We start from the raw sequence: 19,279 nt of genomic DNA on the forward strand, positions 1-19,279 counted from the left end.
GAGAGGATCTCTATGCCCTTGCGCCTTGCGCTGCTTTTGCTTGTTGCCAGCCTCGCGGCTGGCTGTGTTTCATCGGGCCATGACAGCCCGCTGCAAACCGGCAAGGGCCGTGACGAGGCGCGTGCTGCCTATGTGCAGTTGGGCTTGGGGTACTTGCAGCAAGGAATGGCCGAACGGGCCAAGGTGCCGCTGAAGAAGGCCCTCGAGCTGGATGGCAGCGACGCCGATGCCAATGCTGCGTTGGCCTTGGTATTCCAGGCCCAGGCCGAGCCTGAATTGGCCGATCAATATTTCCACAAGGCCCTGGCCTCACGTCCTGGCGACCCAAGACTGCTGAATAACTACGGCAGTTTTTTGTTTGCGCAGAAACGTTATGACCAGGCGTCCGAATATTTCCAGCAGGCTGCGGCCGATACCCTTTATCCTGAGCGCTCGCGGGTTTTCGAGAACCTTGGGGTGACCTCAATGCTTCTCGGCCGGCGCGACACCGCCCGCCAGCAACTGGAAAAAGCCCTGCACCTGAACCAGCGCCAGCCACGAGCCTTGCTCGAAATGGCTGAGTTGTCCTTCGAAGACAGGCATTATGTGCCGGCACGTGACTATTACGAGCGTTTTAGCCTGCTGAGCGGGCAAAATGCACGTAGTCTATTGCTCGGTGTGCGCCTGGCGACGGTTCATGAAGAACGCGACAAGGCCGCACGTTTTGGCCAGCAACTCGAACGACTCTATCCCGGTACGCCGGAATATCAGCAATACCTGTCGGAGCAATGATGAAAGCGGCGCACCCGGAAGTTGTAGCAGCTAATCGTGGAAACCCAGGCGAGACCTTGCGTCAGGCCCGCGAAAGCAATGGTTGGTCGCTGGCAGAAGTGGCCCTCAAGCTCAATTTGACCACGACTTCATTGGGCAACCTTGAAGCTGGCGCGTTCGACAAGCTGCCAGGGCATACCTTTGCCCGCGGCTATATCCGTGCCTACGCCAAGCTGCTCGGTATTGACCAGGCCGCATTGGTCCAGCAATTCGACCAGATCACCGGTACCGATTCCCAGGGCAGTAACGTCCATGGCCTGGGCCGCATTGAAGAGCCTGTGCGTGTTTCCCACACGATTTTGCGAATTGTCAGCCTGTTGCTGCTGATCGCCGTGATCGGCGGTGGTTTTGTATGGTGGCAGGACCAGACCTCCCAACGCGGCAAGGACCTGTCCAGCAACGCCATGGAGCACGTCGAAGTCGAAAGCGCCGACGGCACCACCCAGATTCATCCATTGGACGAACCGGAAGACCAGGCCGTGGCCGAGAGCCAGGCGGCACCTGAGGCAGAGCCTGGCGCCGAGCAGTCTGCTCCGCAAGCGGGAACTGCCCCGGCAGTGACCCCGGTGGCACCGGCCCCGGCTCCTGCCGTTGCCGCCACGCCAACTGCTCCAGCGCACACCCCGGTGGTGCCGGCGCAGGCACCGGCGCCAACCGCTCCGGCTGCCCCGGCGGTTTCCGCGCCAACCACCCCGGTGCTGATCGCCGGTGATGGCCGAGTACAAATTACCTACGTCGCTGACTGCTGGACGCAAGTCTCCGATGGCAACGGCAAGGTGCTGTTCAGTGGTCTGAAGCGTAAGGGAGATACACTTGACCAGGGCGGCAAGCCTCCTTTGACGCTGCGTCTGGGCTATGCCCGTGGCGCGCAAGTGGCCTACAACGGCCAGCCTGTGGACGTGGCGCCGTTCACCAGTGGCGAGACTGCTCGCCTGAAGTTGGGACAATAAAGTCATGCACGGCGAATCTCCAATCAAACGTCGCGTATCGCGCAAGATCTGGGTCGGCTCGGTGCCGGTGGGCGGCGATGCCCCCATCGCAGTACAGAGCATGACCAACAGCGACACCAATGATGTGGCGGCCACTGTCGCCCAGATCAATCGCCTGGAAGCGGCGGGCGTCGACATCGTGCGGGTTTCCGTACCGGACATGGACGCTGCCGAAGCCTTTGGCCGCATCAAGCAACTGGTCAAGGTGCCGCTGGTCGCCGATATCCACTTCGACTACAAGATCGCTTTGCGCGTGGCCGAACTGGGCGTCGATTGCCTGCGGATCAACCCGGGCAACATCGGTCGTGAAGACCGGGTTCGCGCCGTGGTGGATGCCGCCCGTGATCGCGGGATCCCAATCCGCATCGGCGTCAACGCCGGTTCCCTGGAAAAAGACCTGCAAAAGAAATACGGCGAGCCGACTCCGGCCGCCCTGGTCGAGTCCGCGTTGCGCCACGTTGAACACCTTGAGCGCCTGAATTTCCAAGACTTCAAGGTCAGCGTAAAGGCTTCCGACGTGTTCATGGCGGTAGAAGCGTACCGCCTGCTGGCCAAGGAAATCGTCCAGCCGCTGCACCTGGGTATCACCGAAGCCGGCGGTTTACGCTCAGGCACAGTGAAATCTGCGGTGGGTCTCGGTATGCTGCTGGCCGACGGGATTGGCGATACTATTCGCATCTCCCTCGCGGCAGACCCGGTAGAGGAAGTGAAAGTCGGTTACGACATTCTCAAATCCCTGCATTTGCGTTCCCGTGGCATCAACTTCATTGCCTGCCCGAGCTGCTCGCGGCAGAACTTCGACGTGGTGAAAACCATGAACGAACTGGAAGTACGCCTCGAAGATCTGCTGGTGCCGCTGGATGTTGCAGTGATTGGCTGTGTGGTCAACGGGCCGGGTGAGGCCAAAGAAGCCCATGTGGGCCTGACCGGCGGTACGCCAAACCTGATTTACATCGACGGCAAGCCGTCGCAGAAACTGACGAATGACAATCTGGTGGATGAGCTGGAACGGCTGATCCGCCAGAAAGCGGCCGAAAAAGTCGCGGCTGACGCAGCGCTGATCGCGCGCGGCTAAGAACGAATTTAAGGATTAGATGTGAGCAAGTCTCTGCAAGCCATTCGTGGCATGAACGACATCCTGCCTGAGCAGACGCCCCTGTGGCGCTACTTCGAGGGCACTGTCGCGCGCCTGCTGGATAACTACGGTTACAAGCAGATCCGCATGCCGATCGTCGAGTTCACCGAGCTGTTCAAGCGCTCCATCGGTGAAGTGACCGACATCGTCGAAAAAGAGATGTACACCTTCGAAGACCGCAACGGCGACTCCCTGACCCTGCGTCCGGAAGGCACTGCCGCGTGCGTGCGTGCAGTGCTCGAGCATGGCCTTACCGGCGGTGGCCAGCCGCAGAAGCTCTGGTACATCGGCCCGATGTTCCGCCACGAGCGTCCGCAGAAAGGTCGTTATCGCCAGTTCCACCAGATTGGCCTCGAAGTGTTCAATCTCGACGGTCCGGACATCGACGCCGAGCTGATCGTGCTGACCTGGCGCCTGTGGGGCATGCTGGGTATTCGCGACGCGGTCAAGCTTGAGCTCAACAGCCTGGGCACCAGCGAATCCCGGGGCCGCTACCGCGAAGCCCTGGTGGAATTCCTGTCGGGCCACCTGGACAAGCTGGACGAAGACAGCCAGCGTCGCCTGAAAACCAACCCGCTGCGGGTACTGGACACCAAGAACGCCGAGACCCAGGCCGTACTCGTGGACGCGCCGAAAATGGCCGACTACCTGGACGACGAGTCTCGCATCCACTTCGAGGGCCTCAAGGCTCGTCTGGATGCAGCCGGTATTCCGTACGTCATCAACCCGAAACTGGTGCGTGGCCTCGATTACTACAGCAAGACCGTGTTCGAGTGGGTCACTGACAAGCTCGGCGCCCAGGGCACCGTGTGTGCCGGTGGCCGTTACGACGGCCTGGTCGAGCAGATGGGCGGCAAGCCGACCACTGGTGTTGGTTTCGCCATGGGCATCGAGCGGCTGATCCTGCTGCTGGAAACCCTGGAGCAGGTCCCCGAAGAAATCTCCCGTCAGGTGGACGTGTACTTCTGTGCCTTCGGCGAGGCGGCCGAACTGGCTGCCCTGGCCCTGAGCGAGAAGTTGCGCGACCAACTGCCGAACCTGCGCCTGCAAGTCAATGCCGGCGCCGGCAGCTTCAAAAGCCAGTTCAAGAAAGCCGACAAGAGCGGTGCGTTGTATGCACTGATCCTGGGTGATGATGAACTGGCCCAGCAAGTGGTAAGTTTCAAACCCCTGCGTGGTCAGGGTGAACAACAAAGCATTGCCTTTGATGCGCTTGCAGCGCACCTGGCCACCTGCATCGTGCAGGGTTGAAGCTGTCAAACAGCCGATTTAGCGATTAAGGAGTATTGGGGTGTCGAGTACTGATGATGACCAGCTGGCCGAGTTCAAAGACTGGTGGCAGCGCAACGGCAAGCCCCTGGTCACTGGCGGTTTGCTGGCTTTAGTAGTGGTGTTCGGCTGGCAAGCCTGGCACAAGTATCAGGCTAACCAGTCGCAAGGCGCCTCGATTATCTATCAGCAATTGCTGGAAACCACGCTGACGCCCAACGGCAAGCCTGACCTCGCCCAAGTGGCAGACCTGGCCGGCAAGCTGAAGAGCGAATTTGGCGGTAGCACTTACGCGCAATACGGCAGCCTGTTCGTCGCAAAAGTTGCGGTCGACAACGGCAAGCTGGATGACGCAGCCTCCGAGCTGAAAGCCATCACCGACAAGCCGGCCAACCCGACACTGGGTGAAATCGCACGTCAGCGTCTGGCTCAGGTACTCGCGGCACAGAACAAGGCCGACGACGCACTGAAACTGCTCGACGGCGATGCTGACAAGGCATTCCTGGCTACTCGTGAAGAGCTCAAGGGCGACCTCCTGGTCCAATTGGGTCGTACCGACGAAGCCAATGCTGCGTACCAAAAAGCCAAGGCGGCGCTGTCTGATGAAGCGGCGGTCGGTGGCTTACAAATCAAGCTCGACGACTTGGCCAAAGGGGATGCGTGACGTGATCCGTTGGAAACATGCAGCATTGCTGGCTCTGGCCGTTTTGGCCGCGGGTTGCAGCAGCAACAGCAAAAAAGAACTGCCTCCGGCCGAGCTGACCAGCTTCAAGGAAGAAGTGGTCCTGCAAAAGCAATGGAGCCGCTCCATTGGTGACGGTCAGGGCGATCTGTACAACCTGATGGTTCCGGCTATCGACGGTGACACCATCTTCGCTGCTGACTCCACCGGCGTTGTGGTCTCCATGGATCGCATGAACGGCGACGTCAAATGGAAGAAAGATCTCGAACTGCCTGTGTCCGGCGCCGTAGGCGTGGGTTCCGGCATGGTGCTGCTTGGCACGCTGAAAGGCGATGTGGTGGCGCTGGACGAGAGCACCGGTGAAGAGAAATGGCGCGCTCGCGTGACCAGTGAAGTGCTCTCGCCACCGGCTACCAACGGTGACATCGTTGTCGTGCAAACCCAGGATGACCGTGTGATCGGCCTCGACGCCGCCACCGGTAACCAGCGCTGGTTGTACGACAGCACGCCGGCGGTCCTGACCTTGCGCGGTACCAGCGGTCCGGTTGTGACCAGCAACCTCGCACTGGCAGGCCTGTCGACCGGTAAAGTGGTCGCCCTGGACACCCAGAACGGCGTACCGGCCTGGGAAACCCGGGTTGCTATTCCTCAGGGTCGTTCGGAACTGGACCGCGTAGTGGACATCGACGGTGGCTTGCTGCTGTCGGGTGATACCCTTTACGTCGCCACTTACCAGGGCCGTGTTGCGGCGCTGGACGTGCAGAGCGGCCGGATCAACTGGCAGCGTGATGCTTCCAGCTACGCCGGTGTCGCCCAAGGGTTTGGCAGCGTCTACGTAAGCCTGGCGTCTGGCACGGTTGAAAGTGTCGACGAGCGTTCCACCACTGCATTGTGGAGCAACGACTCCCTGGCTCGCCGTCAGTTGTCGGCACCGGAAGTGTTCTCCAGCTACGTAGCGGTAGGCGACTTTGAAGGCTACCTGCACCTGCTGAGCCAGGTGGACGGTCGCTTCGTCGGTCGCGAACGTATCGACAGCGACGGCCTGCGTGCTCGTCCGCTGGTAGTGGGTAACATGCTTTACGTGTATGGCAACAGCGGCAAACTGGAAGCGCTGACCATCAAGTAATGGTTTGACTATGCTTGGGGTAACACCCAGGCGGCCCCGCTTCGGCGGGGCATGCGGCATTTGAATATGCTGCCCCGAGCACCAGCCGCTGCCTTGCAGCGGCTTTTGTATTTTCTGAAATAACGAAGTGGAGAGCCGCATGGTTCCCGTAATCGCCCTGGTGGGCCGACCGAACGTCGGCAAGTCCACCTTGTTCAACCGCCTGACCAGGACTCGCGACGCCATTGTCGGCGACTTGTCCGGTCTGACCCGTGATCGCCAATACGGTGAGGCAAAGTGGCAAGGGCGCTCCTACATTATTGTCGACACCGGTGGTATCTCCGGTGACGAGCATGGCATGGACGAAAAGATGGCCGAGCAGTCGCTGCTGGCCATTGAAGAAGCTGATGTCGTGTTGTTCCTGGTGGACGCCCGCGCGGGCTACACCGCTGCTGACCAAATGATTGGCGAGCACCTGCGCAAGCGCAACAAGCGTTCCTACGTGGTAGCCAACAAGATCGACAACATCGATCCTGAAATGGCCCGCGCCGAATTCAGCCCGATGGGCCTGGGCGACGCGATCCCGATCGCCGGTGCCCACGGTCGCGGTATCACCCAGATGCTGGAAATCGCCCTGCGCGACTTCCCGCGTGATGACGTGGATGAAGTCGAAGGCGAAGAAGAGATCGTTGCCGAAGGCGAGGAAGCCAAGCGCATTCCTGGCCCAAGCGAAAAAGACGGTATCAAGATCGCGATCATCGGCCGCCCGAACGTCGGCAAGTCGACCCTGGTCAACCGCATGCTCGGTGAAGATCGGGTAATCGTCTATGACGAACCCGGCACCACCCGCGACAGTATCTACATCCCGTTCGAGCGTAACGACGAGAAGTACACGCTGATCGACACCGCCGGTGTGCGCAAGCGCGGCAAGATCCACGAGGAAGTTGAAAAGTTCTCCGTGGTGAAAACCCTGCAGGCGATCAAAGACGCCAACGTGGTGATCTTCGTCATGGACGCCCGCGAAGGCGTGGTAGACCACGACCTGAACTTGCTGGGCTTTGCCCTGGAAGCCGGTCGCGCCCTGGTGATCGCGATCAACAAGTGGGATGGCATGACGCCGAGCGAGCGCGATTTCGTCAAGATCGAGCTGCAGCGTCGCCTGTTCTTCGTCGAGTTTGCCGATATCCACTTTATCTCGGCACTGCACGGTACCGGCGTGGGCAATCTCTACGCTTCGGTGCAGAACTCGTTCAAGTCCGCGGTCACCCGCTGGCCGACCAACCGCCTGACCCAGATTCTGGAAGATGCGGTCAGCGAGCACGCGCCGCCGATGGTCAACAACCGTCGGATCAAGCTGCGTTACGCTCACTTGGGTGGTGCCAACCCGCCGATTATCGTGATCCACGGTAACCAGCTGGAGAAGGTGCCGAAGTCCTACGTGCGTTACCTGGAAAACACCTATCGCCGTGTCTTGAAACTAGTCGGTACGCCGATCCGTATCGAGTTCAAGGGTGGCGAGAACCCGTACGAAGGTAACAAGAACAGCCTCACCGACCGCCAAGTAAACAAAAAGCGCCGGATGATGACGCACCACAAGAAAGCCGACAAAAAGCGCCGCGACAAGCGCTGATCCTGATCGGTTGAAAAAGGGCTCTTTAAGAGCCCTTTTTTGTGCCTGGCGGTTGACCCTTCGCGGCATGCAGCTTAAAACTTGGGGCTCACCGCAAGGGGCGCACCGATGATCACCAGTAAGCTGCCGAATGTCGGCACCACCATCTTCACCACCATGTCGCAACTCGCCGCCGAAACCGGTGCGCTCAACCTGTCCCAAGGCTTTCCCGACTTCAATGGGCCTCAGGGTTTGCTCGATGCGGTGGGCAAGCACATTGCTCTGGGCCATAACCAGTACGCACCCATGACCGGCCTGCCGGTGCTGCGTCAGCAAGTGGCGGCCAAGATCGCCCGCAGCTATGGCGCCACGGTGAATGCCGACAGCGAAGTAACCATCACCCCTGGCGCAACTGAAGCGATCTTCTGTGCGATCCAGGCGGTGATCCGCAGCGGTGATGAAGTGATCGTGTTCGATCCGGCCTACGACAGCTATGAGCCCTCGGTTGAGCTGGCGGGCGGTCGCTGCGTGCATGTGCAACTGGGCCTGGATGACTTCTCCCTCGACTTCGAACAGATCAAGGCGGCGCTGTCCCCGCGCACCCGCATGATCATCCTCAACAGCCCGCACAACCCCACCGGTGCCCTGATCAGCCGCGCCGAGCTGGACCAGTTGGCCGAGTTGATCCGCGACCGCGACATCTACCTGGTCAGCGACGAGGTCTACGAGCACCTGGTATTCGACGGGGTGCCCCACGTCAGCGTGCTGGCCCACGAAGAGCTGTACCAGCGCGCCTTCGTGGTCAGCTCCTTCGGCAAGACCTACCACGTCACCGGCTGGAAAACCGGCTATGTGGTCGCGCCACCGGTCCTCAGTGCCGAGCTGCGCAAGGTGCATCAATATGTCAACTTTTGCGGCGTGACCCCATTGCAGTACGCTTTGGCAGACTTCATGGCCGAACACCCGGAACACGTAGAGGAATTGCCGGCTTTCTATCAAGCCAAGCGCGACCTGTTCTGCGACCTGCTGGAGCCGTCGCGTTTCAGCTTTACCCGGGTGGCCGGTACTTACTTCCAACTGGTGGATTACTCACAGATTCGCCCGGACCTGGATGACGTCGCCATGTCGCTATGGATGACCCGCGAACATGGCGTGGCGACCATTCCGGTCTCGGTGTTCTACCAGAACCCACCGCAGGGCCAGCGCCTGGTGCGACTGTGCTTTGCCAAACGCGAGGAGACGCTGCGCCAAGCAGCCGAGAAACTATGCGTGATCTGAGTGCACTGCCAAACCTGAACATTGCCCTGGTGCAAACCACCCTGGCCTGGCACGACCGCCAGGCCAACCTGGAGCATTTCGAACTGCTGCTGGACCAGGCTGAGGGCGCCGACCTGATCGTGTTGCCGGAGATGTTCACCACCGGTTTCTCGATGGAATCGGAAACCCTCGCCGAGCCCGAAAACGGCCCCACTCATCAATGGCTGCAGGCCCAGGCGAAGAAGTACAACGCGGTGATCACCGGCAGCGTGATCATCCAGGCCGCCGACGGCAGCCACCGCAATCGCCTGCTGTGGGCGCGCCCGGATGGCGAGGTGCTGCACTACGATAAGCGTCACCTGTTCCGCATGGCCGGTGAGCACGATCACTACACCCCCGGCGAGCGCCAGGTGCAGTTCGAACTCAAGGGCTGGCGGATTCGTCCGTTGATTTGCTACGACCTGCGCTTCCCGGTGTGGAGCCGTGACGCCCAGGACACGGACCTGCTGCTGTACACCGCCAACTGGCCGGGTGCTCGGCGTCAGCACTGGAACCGCTTGTTGCCGGCACGGGCCATTGAAAACCTTTGCTACGTGGCGGCGGTAAATCGGGTGGGCACGGACGGGAAGGGTTTTGCCTACACCGGCGACAGCCAGGTCGTGGACTTCCAGGGAGAAAGCCTGCTGAGCGCAGGGGAGGCGGACGGGGTGTTCCAGGTGTGCCTGGACGCAGCGGAATTGGCGGAGTACCGCACACGCTTCCCGGCGAACCTGGATGCGGACAGCTTCGAGTTCACCTGAAGGATTTTCGTCGCCTTATAGATTGCCTTCGCGAGCAAGCCCGCTCCCACATTCGACCTGCGCCACCTGAAAGAACGCGGTCAAAATGTGGGAGCGGGCTTGCTCGCGAAGAGGCCCTGAAAATCACCACAAACTCTAATAAAAAAGCCCCTGGATTCTCATCCCGGGGCCTTTTGCATTTCAGCGGTCAGTGTTTACGCCGCTTTCGCTTCCAACTGGCTCAACGAGCGGTTCAGCGCACTGAACACCGCCTTGAAGCTCGCCGTGGTGATGTTCTCATCAATACCCACGCCGTGCACCGGACGCTCACCGTTCACTCGCAGCTCAATGTAAGCAGCGGCCTTGGCATTGGTGCCGGCACCAATCGCGTGTTCGTTGTAGTCCATGATCTCAACACCAATCGGCAGGCCGGCCACCAGCGCTTCCAGGGCGCCGTTGCCTTTACCATGCCAGCGCAGGTTGGTTTCGCCCTGGCCCTTGCCGGAGACTTCAACTTCCACCGAGCTGTTGCCGTTCTCTTCCTGCAAGCGATGGCTGACCAGCGCGTAAGGAATGTTGGCTTGCAGGTATTCACGCTGCAGCAAGCTGTAGATCTGCGAGGCAGTCATCTCCAGGCCCACGCGGTCGGTTTCGGCCTGTACCACCTGACTGAACTCGATCTGCATGCGGCGCGGCAAGCTGATGCCGTATTCCTGCTCCAGCAGGTAGGCGATGCCGCCTTTGCCCGACTGGCTGTTGACGCGAATCACTGCCTCGTAGCTGCGGCCGATGTCCGCCGGGTCGATCGGCAAGTACGGCACTTCCCACAGGGCATCGTCTTTCTGCTGGGTAAAGCCCTTGCGGATCGCGTCCTGGTGAGAGCCGGAGAACGCGGTGTGAACCAGGTCGCCGACGTACGGGTGACGCGGGTGCACCGGGATCTGGTTGCACTCTTCGACGACTTTGCGGATGCCGTCGATGTCGGAGAAGTCCAACTGAGGGTCGAGGCCCTGGGTGTACATGTTCAACGCCACGGTCACCAGGTCGACGTTACCGGTACGCTCGCCGTTGCCGAACAGGCAGCCTTCGACACGGTCGGCGCCGGCCATCAGGCCCAATTCGGTAGCGGCCACGCCGGTGCCACGGTCGTTGTGGGTGTGCAGGCTGATGATCACGCTGTCACGACGGTTGATATGGCGACCGAACCACTCGATCTGGTCGGCATAGATGTTCGGGGTGGCGCATTCAACGGTAGCTGGCAGGTTGAGAATCACCTTGTGCTCAGGGGTCGGGTTCCAGACCTCGATCACCGCATCACAGACTTCCTTGGCGAACTCCAGCTCAGTGGCGCTGAAGGTCTCTGGCGAGTACTCGAAGGTCCACTGGGTTTCCGGCTGCTGGGCGGCGTATTTGACGAACAGCTTCGCCGCGTTGACCGCGATGGCCTTGATGCCGTCCTTGTCCTGGTTGAACACGATGCGGCGGAACGACGGCGAGGTGGCGTTGTACAAGTGAACGATGGCTTTCTTCGCCCCGCGCAGGGATTCGAAGGTGCGTGCGATCAAGTCTTCACGGCCCTGGGTCAGCACCTGGATGGTGGTGTCCTCGGGGATGTGATTGTCTTCGATCAGGGTACGCACGAAGTCGAAATCGGTTTGCGACGCGGCCGGGAAGGAGGCTTCGATTTCCTTCACACCGACGGCGACCAAGGTCTTCCAGAAGCGCAGCTTTTTCACCGCGTCCATCGGCTCGATCAGCGACTGGTTGCCGTCGCGCAAGTCGGAACTGCACCAGATCGGCGCGGCGGTAATGGTCTTCGACGGCCAGGTGCGGTCCGGGATATCAATGGTCGGGAACGCGCGGTACTTCGAAGACGGGTCTTTGAGCATGCTCATCGGGAAATCCTTTGTTTAGGGGCCGAGAAGAGGCGGCCTGCCGTAAAACTGTTATTGGGAATAAAGCAGAGGACGAGGCAGATCGATTCAGCCTGGCAGTCGTGCGCTGACGAGGCACAGGCTGCGGTGCTGGCGGAGCTGAATGAGGGTGTGAGAGGTTTTCATAGGTCCAACCCTAATCGTGGGCAGGAGAGATGGCAAGTGGTCTTGGAAAATTGATAGGATTTCTTCATTAATTGAATTTAATAGATATTTATTGCTGTTTTTTTGTAAGGTCTTAAGTGTTATTGCGGTGCTATCCAGAGGTGTGCAATTTAAACGAGGCAGTCACAGTTTTTCTATCGGATACGCAAAGGTGAGGGATTCACCCTTGCGTACCGGGTTCACTCAAGTGATTTTATGGAAGATCTGATAATCACCGGCGGTCAAGCTGCCCGTTACGCTGCTGCCGGGATCCCTCGGTATTGATGGACCACTGATAGCAATGCTCCTGTTCGATGTTGTCGCCGGGTACACGCCGATCCCGATGCCGCCAGTGAGTTCGGCCAGCCCTGGTATGTTTCGGGCGGTGTTCATATGGGACCTGCCGACCACGGCCAGTACTTTTTCACCCGGCTTGCGGTTTTGCAGGATGCGGGCCGCATAGTAGTTGAACTCCTGCAGGCGAGTAATGCCCTTTTCGTTGTCTCCAACGTCTTTGTAAAAACCCGGCATATCCGACCTTCGGGTCAAATAGCGATGCTCAAGGGCTTTTACTGTTAGGCCGTTTTCCCGAGCAAGCTGAGTCAGTTCCGCAAGCGTGGGCGATGCACCTGCTGGCCGGCCACTGCCCATGCCGGCGTCGACCACTTGGCCTGCGGTGTTGGTTTCGACACTTTCAAAAGCGATGGTGGTGTAACCGGCCTCCTTGATGGCCTGCATATTTTCCTTGATCAACTGAAAGCTGGCGATTTCGTTGTGAATCTCACCGAGTACGACAACGTCGGTGGCCCGGGCGGCATCACGCAAGAGGTCTGCAGGCGATGCTCCGGGCTCAAGTGTGAGCCGAGGCGGACGCGGTGGCATTTGACCGCCTGCGACCATGTTCTGATAGAAGCGCTGAGCATCCCGCCTGAACCAATGCCGAGCCACCGGCAGCGTGTTCGGAGTGAAATCGGCCTCGATCAACCGGCCATTGTTGCGGCTGATAAACTCGGTTTCGGGTAATGGCTTTCCTCCTCCCGGTAGTTCATTCAACCGCCATTCGCCGTTTCCAGCGGACTGCACCGACGCTACGATTTTGCTGCTTCTGGGCGCCGTTGGCGCGGCATTCGGGTCGACGATATTGACCCGTCCGCTGCGTGCGTGAAATGCCGAATCGATCTGGTACACCTTGTTCATCCCGGTGTTGTCGGTAAAGCGCACGTACCAATGGTCGCCGACGTTGTAAGTGCCGTCCGGCCTCAGCGGGCGCCCCTGGATCAGCGTATCCGGCACGGCATAGCGGCTCAGGTCACGGCCTGCACTTGAGAGTGGTGCTGCTGGTGGAGTGCTCGTCGTGACGACGTGCGAGCGGCTCGAGCTTGGCGCCGGTGGCGGGATCACCAACGGCGGCGGTGCTTTGAGCATGGGGAGCTTTACCACCGGCCGTAGTTGCGAGGTGCGAATCACCGGGATCCCCGTCGCCGACGTCGCAAAGTCAGCATAGATCGCGCGCCCCAGCGCCGGATGCTTGATCAGTTTGGGCAGCACCCTTGCGTTGGCACGCAGCGCTGTGACCCCGGCCTTTCCTAGCCGGGCAGCCGTGGACACACCTTTGCCCAACACCGGCAGCAGGTCGAGGAACATCGTAGCGACTTCAATGCCGAACTGGATCTTGTTGGTAGTCGATTGCGCCGCCACTTCAGCGCTGCTGACTGACTGGTGGTCGGCTTTATCGACCAGTAGCTGTACCTTTTGTTTGTACAACGCATCCTGGACGTTGCCGGTTATGGGCGTGAGGGTATTGGCGTCGCCCGTAAGCTTGAGAGCCTTGATGAATGCATCGATGGTGGCGGCCGGGTTGGTGCCCAGGGCGCTGGCGTGCTGTTTGAGCGCGTCCCTTGCCTTGGCAACGTCATCCTTATTGACTGGCGACTTCCGGTTCGCGGTGTAGAGCTTCCATTCGTTTTTATCCAGCAGGGTGTTGAGTGCGTTTTGGTCTGCCAGTTCGCGGAAGCTCAAACCGTCGGGCGCGTCCGGCGTGTACAACACCCGCTCTGGGTCTGTGCCGTTGGCAATCACCATGACGCCCTGTACGGGCAAGCCGCTTTGGAGGAGGGTATGGGCGACGATGGGCTGGCCGTCGACGGATGGGCGGTTGGCCGGGTCTGGGTGGTACACCACGGCCGCGACCCATTGCTCTGCGCGTTTGGTGGTTTTGTCTTCTTTCGCCTCAGTCTTATAGGCAGAAGGGTTCAACTCCGAGAGAAGCAACTCTTTATACATCTGGTTCGTCTGGCTGGCTTTCCAGGCCTTGCGTCTTTCCGCGGCGGGGCCCGACGCGGCGTCCGTCGCCAGTTCCTTCTTCAGCAGGCGGGTGTATTCACCGCCCACATCGGCCGTATTGACCATGGCTTTGAGCTGATTGGTGTCCAGGACTACCGGATTGCCGTCAGTGTCCAGTGTCGGGTTGCCCTGCTTGTCGACCAGCGGCAGTTTGAACGTGATCTGTGTAAATCCGGAAGGTTCGCCCGTGGGGAACTCGGTTGGGTTTTTCAGGGCAAGATCGGCCAGCGACAGGCGTGTGTGTGTTACGGATGGCGCGTGAGCGGGACCTGGGCGGCCCGTGTGAATTCGGGTTCTGGTTTGCGCTTGGACCATCAACTGATCGGCATCCACGTCTGCCGTCGGGTATAGCTGTGTTATCGCTGCGTTCATCCGGTCTCGGGCGAAGGTAGCCAGTGAGGGAATCGTCTCAAGCAGGGGATTCAGTGTGTTCGCGCTTTTCTCCTCGCCTTGTTCCAGATGGGCATAGAACGCTTCCTGGCCCGGAGTCAGGTTTTTCATCCACTCGGGTTGCAGGCTCTCGGCCAGTTTCTGGTTGCGTGCCAGCACGGCATTGCTGCCGTCAAGCAAGTAGGACCAGTCGGCAGCCTCATCAATCGCCTTGTGCAATGGGATGGTGGATTGGGCGGGTGTTTTGGCCAGACTCGCGTTGATCTCGGCCTGCTGGCGCTTGAGCATCTCGGGTACTCCCGCGGCCAGCACGTCTCCTCGCAGCGGCTTGGCGCTGAGCATCAGGTCGTCCCCGGTGGGAGGATCAGGCCGGTTTTGCAGAGACAGTGGCAGGGTCTGCAACAGCAAATCCTTACTGGATCCGCCTTGATCCAGACGTTGCGCCACCGCCTCGCGTGCTTGGGCAGGTGTGGCGAACTCCTCGAATCCTTCGCCGGGTGTGTACAGCACGACTGGGCCATTGGCATCGTTGAGCACCAGGGATCTGCCTTTGGGCCAGGCCGGTGGGTTGGCAAAGGATCCATCCGTTTGAGTGATCAGAAAGGAGCCCGCGAGTAACGCGCCGTGTTCGGTGCCGTCATCCAGGGTAAGCGGGTACACGCCAGGGCGAGCGCCATTGGCAAAGACCTGCTCGCGTTCGGCCAGGGTGGGGTATTGCAGTGCCGTATCGATCAGCTTTTTGCTGGTCGGGCTCAGGGTGCTATCGCTTGCACGCAGCGCAGTCAGTCTCGAGAGTTGTTGCTTGTGCAGGTGCAGCAATTCGTCCTGTGGTGCCTTTGGTACACGCGGGTTTGTGATTGATAGACGTGGTGTCGTCCAGAATTTCCTTACCGTCTTGGGGTATTGCTCGGTGATGCGCTGGGCGATGGTGCTTAACGAGTGCGTTGTGCTGATGTAAGTGGGCGGCTCGCTGGAACTGCCTCGGGTGAATACGCCTGACAGTACGTTGGCGTCCTCGTCGGTATTGCTCGCCAGCCCTGCAATCTTTTTATCCAGCGCATCCAGGAGTGGTTGCTCAGAGAGTGTCCTGATACTGCCATCACTCTGTTGAATCCAGCGCTTGAAGGTCAACTCGGGTGGATTGAGTTGGGGCTGACCGGTAAACATTGTGGCCAGTTGCTGCAGCTGGAAATCCTTGAAATTCGGTTGCTGGCTATGCAGCCGTTGCATGGCGGTCGTGAGGATGTCGTGGTCAGTGATGAAGGCTTGCTGAGCGCTGACTTTGAAATGTATTGCGAGCGCTGATTGTCGGGCCGGCGGTATTCCCGGCGACTTGGGCAACGGCAGGTCATTTGACGCTGAGTTCGAGTGAGACGCGGTGGAGGTCGGGACCGGCAGTGGGGGAGTGAAGGCTGATGTTGAGGTGGCGGTAAGTAAAACGGGGGGCTGGGGCGACGGGGGAAGCGTGGGCGTTGTGACACGATCAAACATAAGGGAAACCTCACAGTATTTGAATGTCGTCGTTACGTTCCTTGTAAGTCGTCAGATGGGTGAGGGTTCACAGTGAGTTGGTTCCTGCGGGAAATGTAAGCAAAGAACGCCGCACCGGTGAGGGTGCAGCGCAGTGTTCAGGGCTGAAACGCGCCGATAAAGATCGCCGGATCCACCCGTGCATCGTTCAGGCTGATGTTCCAATGCATATGCGGCCCGGTCGCCCGGCCGGTAGAACCGACCTTGCCCACTACCGCTCCACGGGCGAGTTGCTGGCCGACGCTCACATCAATCTTCGACATATGGCAGAACATGCTGATAAAGCCCTGGCCATGGTCGACAAACACGGTGTTGCCGTTAAAGAAGTAGTTGCCGGTCAGGATCACCTTGCCCGCCGCCGGGGTCTTGATCGGCGTGCCGGCGCCTACGGCAAAGTCCAGGCCGGAATGCGGATTACGCTCCTCGCCATTGAAGAAGCGTCGTACGCCGAACTTGCTCGACAGCGGCCCGTTCACCGGTTTGTCCAGCAGCAGGTTGCTCGGCGTGTTCGGGCTGAAGCTGCGATACGCTTTGAGCTGGACCGCCAGCTCGCCTTCGATGCGCTTGAGTTGCGCCGGGTCCGGGTTCACCTGGCTTTTGTTCTTCAGCGTGATGTGCTGCTCGGGGTATTTCTTGAACCCCACGACAAACGGCAGGTTCTGGCTGCCGCTGGTGATTCGCTGGGTGCCGGGTTTGACTGTCAGCGGAATGCCCACAATCGCCAGCCAGTTGTTCTGTTCCTTCACCACCAGCACTGGCCGGTTCAGGTAGGTGGCTTTGGGTGCAGTCGCCGAGGTACCGAGGTCGACCACCGCGACGCCACCGGGCACCGGCTTGTTCAGCAGCCGGGTGATGTAGCTGTCGGCGTGGGCATTGAAGGTCAGGCACAGCAGCATCAACAAACTTAAAAAGCGTGGCATCAATCAATCCAGTAACGAGAGGGTGACGGGCGTCAGGTGGTTGTCTTCCACCCGCACTTGCAATTGGCCTTCACCGAGGCGCGCGGTCAGGCGCTGGCCGGTGTGGGTTTGCGCGGCGTTGCGTATTGCCTGGCCGCGCTCGTCGAGCAGGATGCTGTAGCCGCGTCCGAGAGTGGCCAGCGGGCTGACCACGTGCAGCGTCTGCACCTGGCTTTGCAGTTGCAGGCGACGGGCCTTGAGGCCTTCGCGCATGGCGCGCGGCAGGCGCTCGGCGAGGCTGTCCAGGCGTTGGCGCAACAGGGCCAGTTGGCGGCCTGGGTGTTGGCCGGCGAGGCGGGTTTCCAGGCGGATCAGCCGTTCACGACGGGTATTCAGGTTGCGCTCGAAGGCCCGGCGCAGGCGCATGTCCAGGTCGTCGAGGCGTTGGGCTTGCTGGCGCAGGCGTTCGCCCGGGTGACGCAGGCGACGGGCCATGCCTTCCAGGCGCAGGCGGTCGTGGGTCAGGCGGTTGCGCATCAGCATCACCAGGCGGCGGTGCAAATTCTCTACCTGGCGAGTCAGGTGGCTGGAATCCGGCGCTAATAGTTCGGCAGCGGCGGAAGGGGTAGGGGCGCGTACGTCGGCGACAAAGTCGCTGATCGACACATCGGTCTCATGGCCAACGGCGCTGACGATGGGTGTCACGCAGGCGTCCACCGCACGCGCCACCGCTTCTTCGTTGAAGCACCAGAGGTCTTCCAGCGAGCCGCCGCCACGGGCCAGGATCAACGCGTCGAAGCCCCGTGCATCGGCCAGCTTCAGTGCGCGGACGATTTGCGCGACCGCTTCACGGCCTTGCACGGCTGTCGGGATCAACGTCAGTTCCACGTTGGGTGCCCGGCGGCGGAACACGCTGATGATGTCGCGAATCACCGCGCCGGTGGGCGAGCTGATAATCCCGATGCGCCGTGGGTGCGCGGGCAGCGGCACCTTGCGCTCGGCACTGAACAAACCTTCAGCGCTGAGTTTTTCCTTCAGTGCGTCGAAGGCCAGGCGCAACGCGCCGTCACCGGCCGGCTCCACCGTGTCGAGAATCAGCTGATAGTCGCCACGGCCTTCAAACAGCGAGACCTTGCCCCGTACCTTCACCGCCAAGCCGTCTTTCAACGCCTGGCGCACCCGTGCGGCGTTCTGCCGGAACAGTGCGCAACGCACTTGGGCGCCACTGTCCTTGAGGGTGAAGTACACGTGGCCGGAGGCCGGGCGGGCGAGGTTGGAGATCTCGCCTTCGACCCAGATATTGGTGAACACGTCTTCCAGCAACACCCGCGCACGGCCGTTGAGCTGGCTGACAGTCAGGACTTCGCGGTCCAGGCCCAGACGGGCAAAGGGATCTTTAATCATGGGCGGCAGTTTATAGGCATTCGTGCAGGGTTTGACAGAACTGCTCCACCAGCGCGCTCGGCGTTTGCTGGCAGGCGAGGGCGACGGTGCTTTGGCAATCGGGATCGGCCAAGGGCAGAAAATGAACGTTGGCCGGCGCAATGTCCCGCATCGACTCCGGCAGCAGGGCGATCCCGAATCCGGCCTGGATCAGCTGTAACTGCGTGGTCTTGCGCGACATCACCCGGGCGGCCTTGGGGAAAAATCCTGCACGCATGCACAACTCGGCTGACAGGTAACTCAGCCCTCCGCGCTGTGGGTGAGGGATCGAGATAAACGCTTCGTTCTTCAGTTGCGCCAAATCGATACCGGATGTGTGCCCGGCCAACCGGTGGTTCGGCGGCACGGCCAGCAACAGCCGCTCGCTATATAAAGGCACGATGCGCACGCCTTCGCGCTGGCGCAACACCGGCAAGCGCAACAGCCCGACCTCCAGCCGACCGTCGGCGATTTCTTCCAGCTGGGCTTCGGAGGACAGTTTGACGATCTCCATCGACACGCCCGGGCATTGCTCCAGCCAAGCACCGATGCCGCGCAGCAGGCGGCCACTCATCGGCACCGTGCTCGAATGGCTCATCCGCAGCGTGCCGAGTTGGCCATTGCCCACTTGCGTCGCCATTTCACTGGCTTTGAGCAGTTCGCCCAGCAGGTTGCGTGCCCGTGGGTAAAACGCCTCGCCCGCAGCCGTTAGCCGTGGCTGGCGTGCGGTGCGTTCGAACAAGGGCGTTTGCAGCAGGTTTTCCAGCTCCTTGATCTGCCGGCTGAGGGCCGATTGCGCTACAAACAGCCGCTCGGCCGCCGCGCTGAAGCTGCCGCTCTCGGCGATTTCGACGAAGTAACGCAACTGCCGGGTGGAAATCACAAGTCATGCCTTTTCGAGATGGGTGGCGGGCTTTGAAGATATTAGTCGCAACCCTCGCCAATGGCTAAAGTGATGGCCATCTCCAATAAGGAATACGTC

General features: G+C 60.4%; 14 protein-coding genes. 9 read left to right on the plus strand and 5 right to left on the minus strand.

The window, feature by feature from the left end:
• Positions 1 to 12: 12 nt before the first annotated feature.
• The 9 genes from pilW (at position 13) to ACA046_RS05685 (ending at position 9,656) form a co-directional block, all read left to right on the plus strand.
• Entirely contained in the window at positions 13 to 771 is a 759-nt protein-coding gene (pilW, locus tag ACA046_RS05645; protein WP_497676073.1) for a type IV pilus biogenesis/stability protein PilW, read from the plus strand.
• Positions 771 to 1,760, plus strand: coding sequence for a RodZ domain-containing protein (locus ACA046_RS05650; protein WP_497676074.1), 990 nt, complete (start codon positions 771 to 773; stop codon positions 1,758 to 1,760). The genes pilW and ACA046_RS05650 overlap by 1 nt, the downstream gene beginning before the upstream one ends.
• Before the next feature lie 4 nt (positions 1,761 to 1,764).
• Positions 1,765 to 2,874 (plus strand): flavodoxin-dependent (E)-4-hydroxy-3-methylbut-2-enyl-diphosphate synthase, encoded by a 1,110-nt coding sequence (gene ispG, locus ACA046_RS05655; protein WP_017478664.1) that lies wholly within the window; start codon positions 1,765 to 1,767, stop codon positions 2,872 to 2,874.
• A 21-nt stretch (positions 2,875 to 2,895) separates the two neighbouring features.
• A complete protein-coding gene (gene hisS, locus ACA046_RS05660) occupies positions 2,896 to 4,185 on the plus strand; it encodes a histidine--tRNA ligase (RefSeq protein WP_076017543.1) in 1,290 nt (429 codons plus the stop codon).
• Positions 4,186 to 4,225: 40 nt separating this feature from the next.
• On the plus strand, positions 4,226 to 4,867 hold the full coding sequence (locus ACA046_RS05665; RefSeq protein ID WP_010176862.1) for a YfgM family protein: 642 nt from the start codon (positions 4,226 to 4,228) through the stop codon (positions 4,865 to 4,867).
• Positions 4,860 to 6,011, plus strand: a complete 1,152-nt coding sequence (gene bamB, locus ACA046_RS05670; RefSeq protein WP_063032991.1) for an outer membrane protein assembly factor BamB — start codon at positions 4,860 to 4,862, stop codon at positions 6,009 to 6,011. Before ACA046_RS05665 ends, bamB begins: the two co-directional genes overlap by 8 nt.
• Before the next feature lie 139 nt (positions 6,012 to 6,150).
• A complete protein-coding gene (gene der, locus ACA046_RS05675) occupies positions 6,151 to 7,620 on the plus strand; it encodes a ribosome biogenesis GTPase Der (RefSeq protein WP_088423691.1) in 1,470 nt (489 codons plus the stop codon).
• A gap of 108 nt (positions 7,621 to 7,728) precedes the next feature.
• On the plus strand, positions 7,729 to 8,877 hold the full coding sequence (locus ACA046_RS05680; protein WP_497676075.1) for a pyridoxal phosphate-dependent aminotransferase: 1,149 nt from the start codon (positions 7,729 to 7,731) through the stop codon (positions 8,875 to 8,877).
• Positions 8,865 to 9,656, plus strand: coding sequence for an amidohydrolase (locus ACA046_RS05685; protein ID WP_459026321.1), 792 nt, complete (start codon positions 8,865 to 8,867; stop codon positions 9,654 to 9,656). Before ACA046_RS05680 ends, ACA046_RS05685 begins: the two co-directional genes overlap by 13 nt.
• A 194-nt stretch (positions 9,657 to 9,850) precedes the next feature.
• On the opposite strand, the gene leuA is transcribed toward ACA046_RS05685, so the two are convergent.
• The 5 genes from leuA to ACA046_RS05710 all read right to left on the minus strand — a co-directional run bounded on the left by leuA (position 9,851) and on the right by ACA046_RS05710 (position 19,180).
• A complete protein-coding gene (leuA, locus tag ACA046_RS05690; protein ID WP_063032988.1) occupies positions 9,851 to 11,530 on the minus strand; it encodes a 2-isopropylmalate synthase in 1,680 nt (559 codons plus the stop codon).
• 387 nt (positions 11,531 to 11,917) lie between these two features.
• Positions 11,918 to 15,787 carry a dermonecrotic toxin domain-containing protein gene (locus ACA046_RS05695; RefSeq protein ID WP_497676076.1) on the minus strand — a complete coding sequence of 1,290 codons (3,870 nt, stop codon included), beginning with the start codon at positions 15,785 to 15,787 and terminating at the stop codon, positions 11,918 to 11,920.
• 287 nt (positions 15,788 to 16,074) lie between these two features.
• Positions 16,075 to 16,896: a peptidoglycan DD-metalloendopeptidase family protein gene (locus ACA046_RS05700; RefSeq protein WP_017478670.1), complete on the minus strand. Its 822-nt coding sequence runs from the start codon at positions 16,894 to 16,896 to the stop codon at positions 16,075 to 16,077.
• Positions 16,897 to 16,899: 3 nt separating this feature from the next.
• Entirely contained in the window at positions 16,900 to 18,279 is a 1,380-nt protein-coding gene (gene xseA / locus ACA046_RS05705; RefSeq protein WP_017478671.1) for an exodeoxyribonuclease VII large subunit, read from the minus strand.
• Between the two features lie 10 nt (positions 18,280 to 18,289).
• Complete coding sequence (locus ACA046_RS05710; protein ID WP_459026328.1) at positions 18,290 to 19,180, minus strand: LysR family transcriptional regulator; 891 nt, start codon at positions 19,178 to 19,180, stop codon at positions 18,290 to 18,292.
• Positions 19,181 to 19,279 lie beyond the last annotated feature (99 nt).

The organism is Pseudomonas sp. LBUM1641, from assembly GCF_059716235.1.

Bases quoted from the DNA above. Each gene is read 5' to 3' on its own strand.
- ACA046_RS05700 (WP_017478670.1), bottom strand. From the start codon at position 16,896: ATGCCACGCTTTTTAAGTTTGTTGATGCTGCTGTGCCTGACCTTCAAT.
- ACA046_RS05680 (WP_497676075.1), top strand. From the start codon at position 7,729: ATGATCACCAGTAAGCTGCCGAATGTCGGCACCACCATCTTCACCACC.
- ispG (WP_017478664.1), top strand. From the start codon at position 1,765: ATGCACGGCGAATCTCCAATCAAACGTCGCGTATCGCGCAAGATCTGG.
- ACA046_RS05685 (WP_459026321.1), top strand. From the start codon at position 8,865: ATGCGTGATCTGAGTGCACTGCCAAACCTGAACATTGCCCTGGTGCAA.
- der (WP_088423691.1), top strand. From the start codon at position 6,151: ATGGTTCCCGTAATCGCCCTGGTGGGCCGACCGAACGTCGGCAAGTCC.
- xseA (WP_017478671.1), bottom strand. From the start codon at position 18,279: ATGATTAAAGATCCCTTTGCCCGTCTGGGCCTGGACCGCGAAGTCCTG.
- ACA046_RS05650 (WP_497676074.1), top strand. From the start codon at position 771: ATGAAAGCGGCGCACCCGGAAGTTGTAGCAGCTAATCGTGGAAACCCA.
- bamB (WP_063032991.1), top strand. From the start codon at position 4,860: ATGCGTGACGTGATCCGTTGGAAACATGCAGCATTGCTGGCTCTGGCC.
- leuA (WP_063032988.1), bottom strand. From the start codon at position 11,530: ATGAGCATGCTCAAAGACCCGTCTTCGAAGTACCGCGCGTTCCCGACC.
- pilW (WP_497676073.1), top strand. From the start codon at position 13: ATGCCCTTGCGCCTTGCGCTGCTTTTGCTTGTTGCCAGCCTCGCGGCT.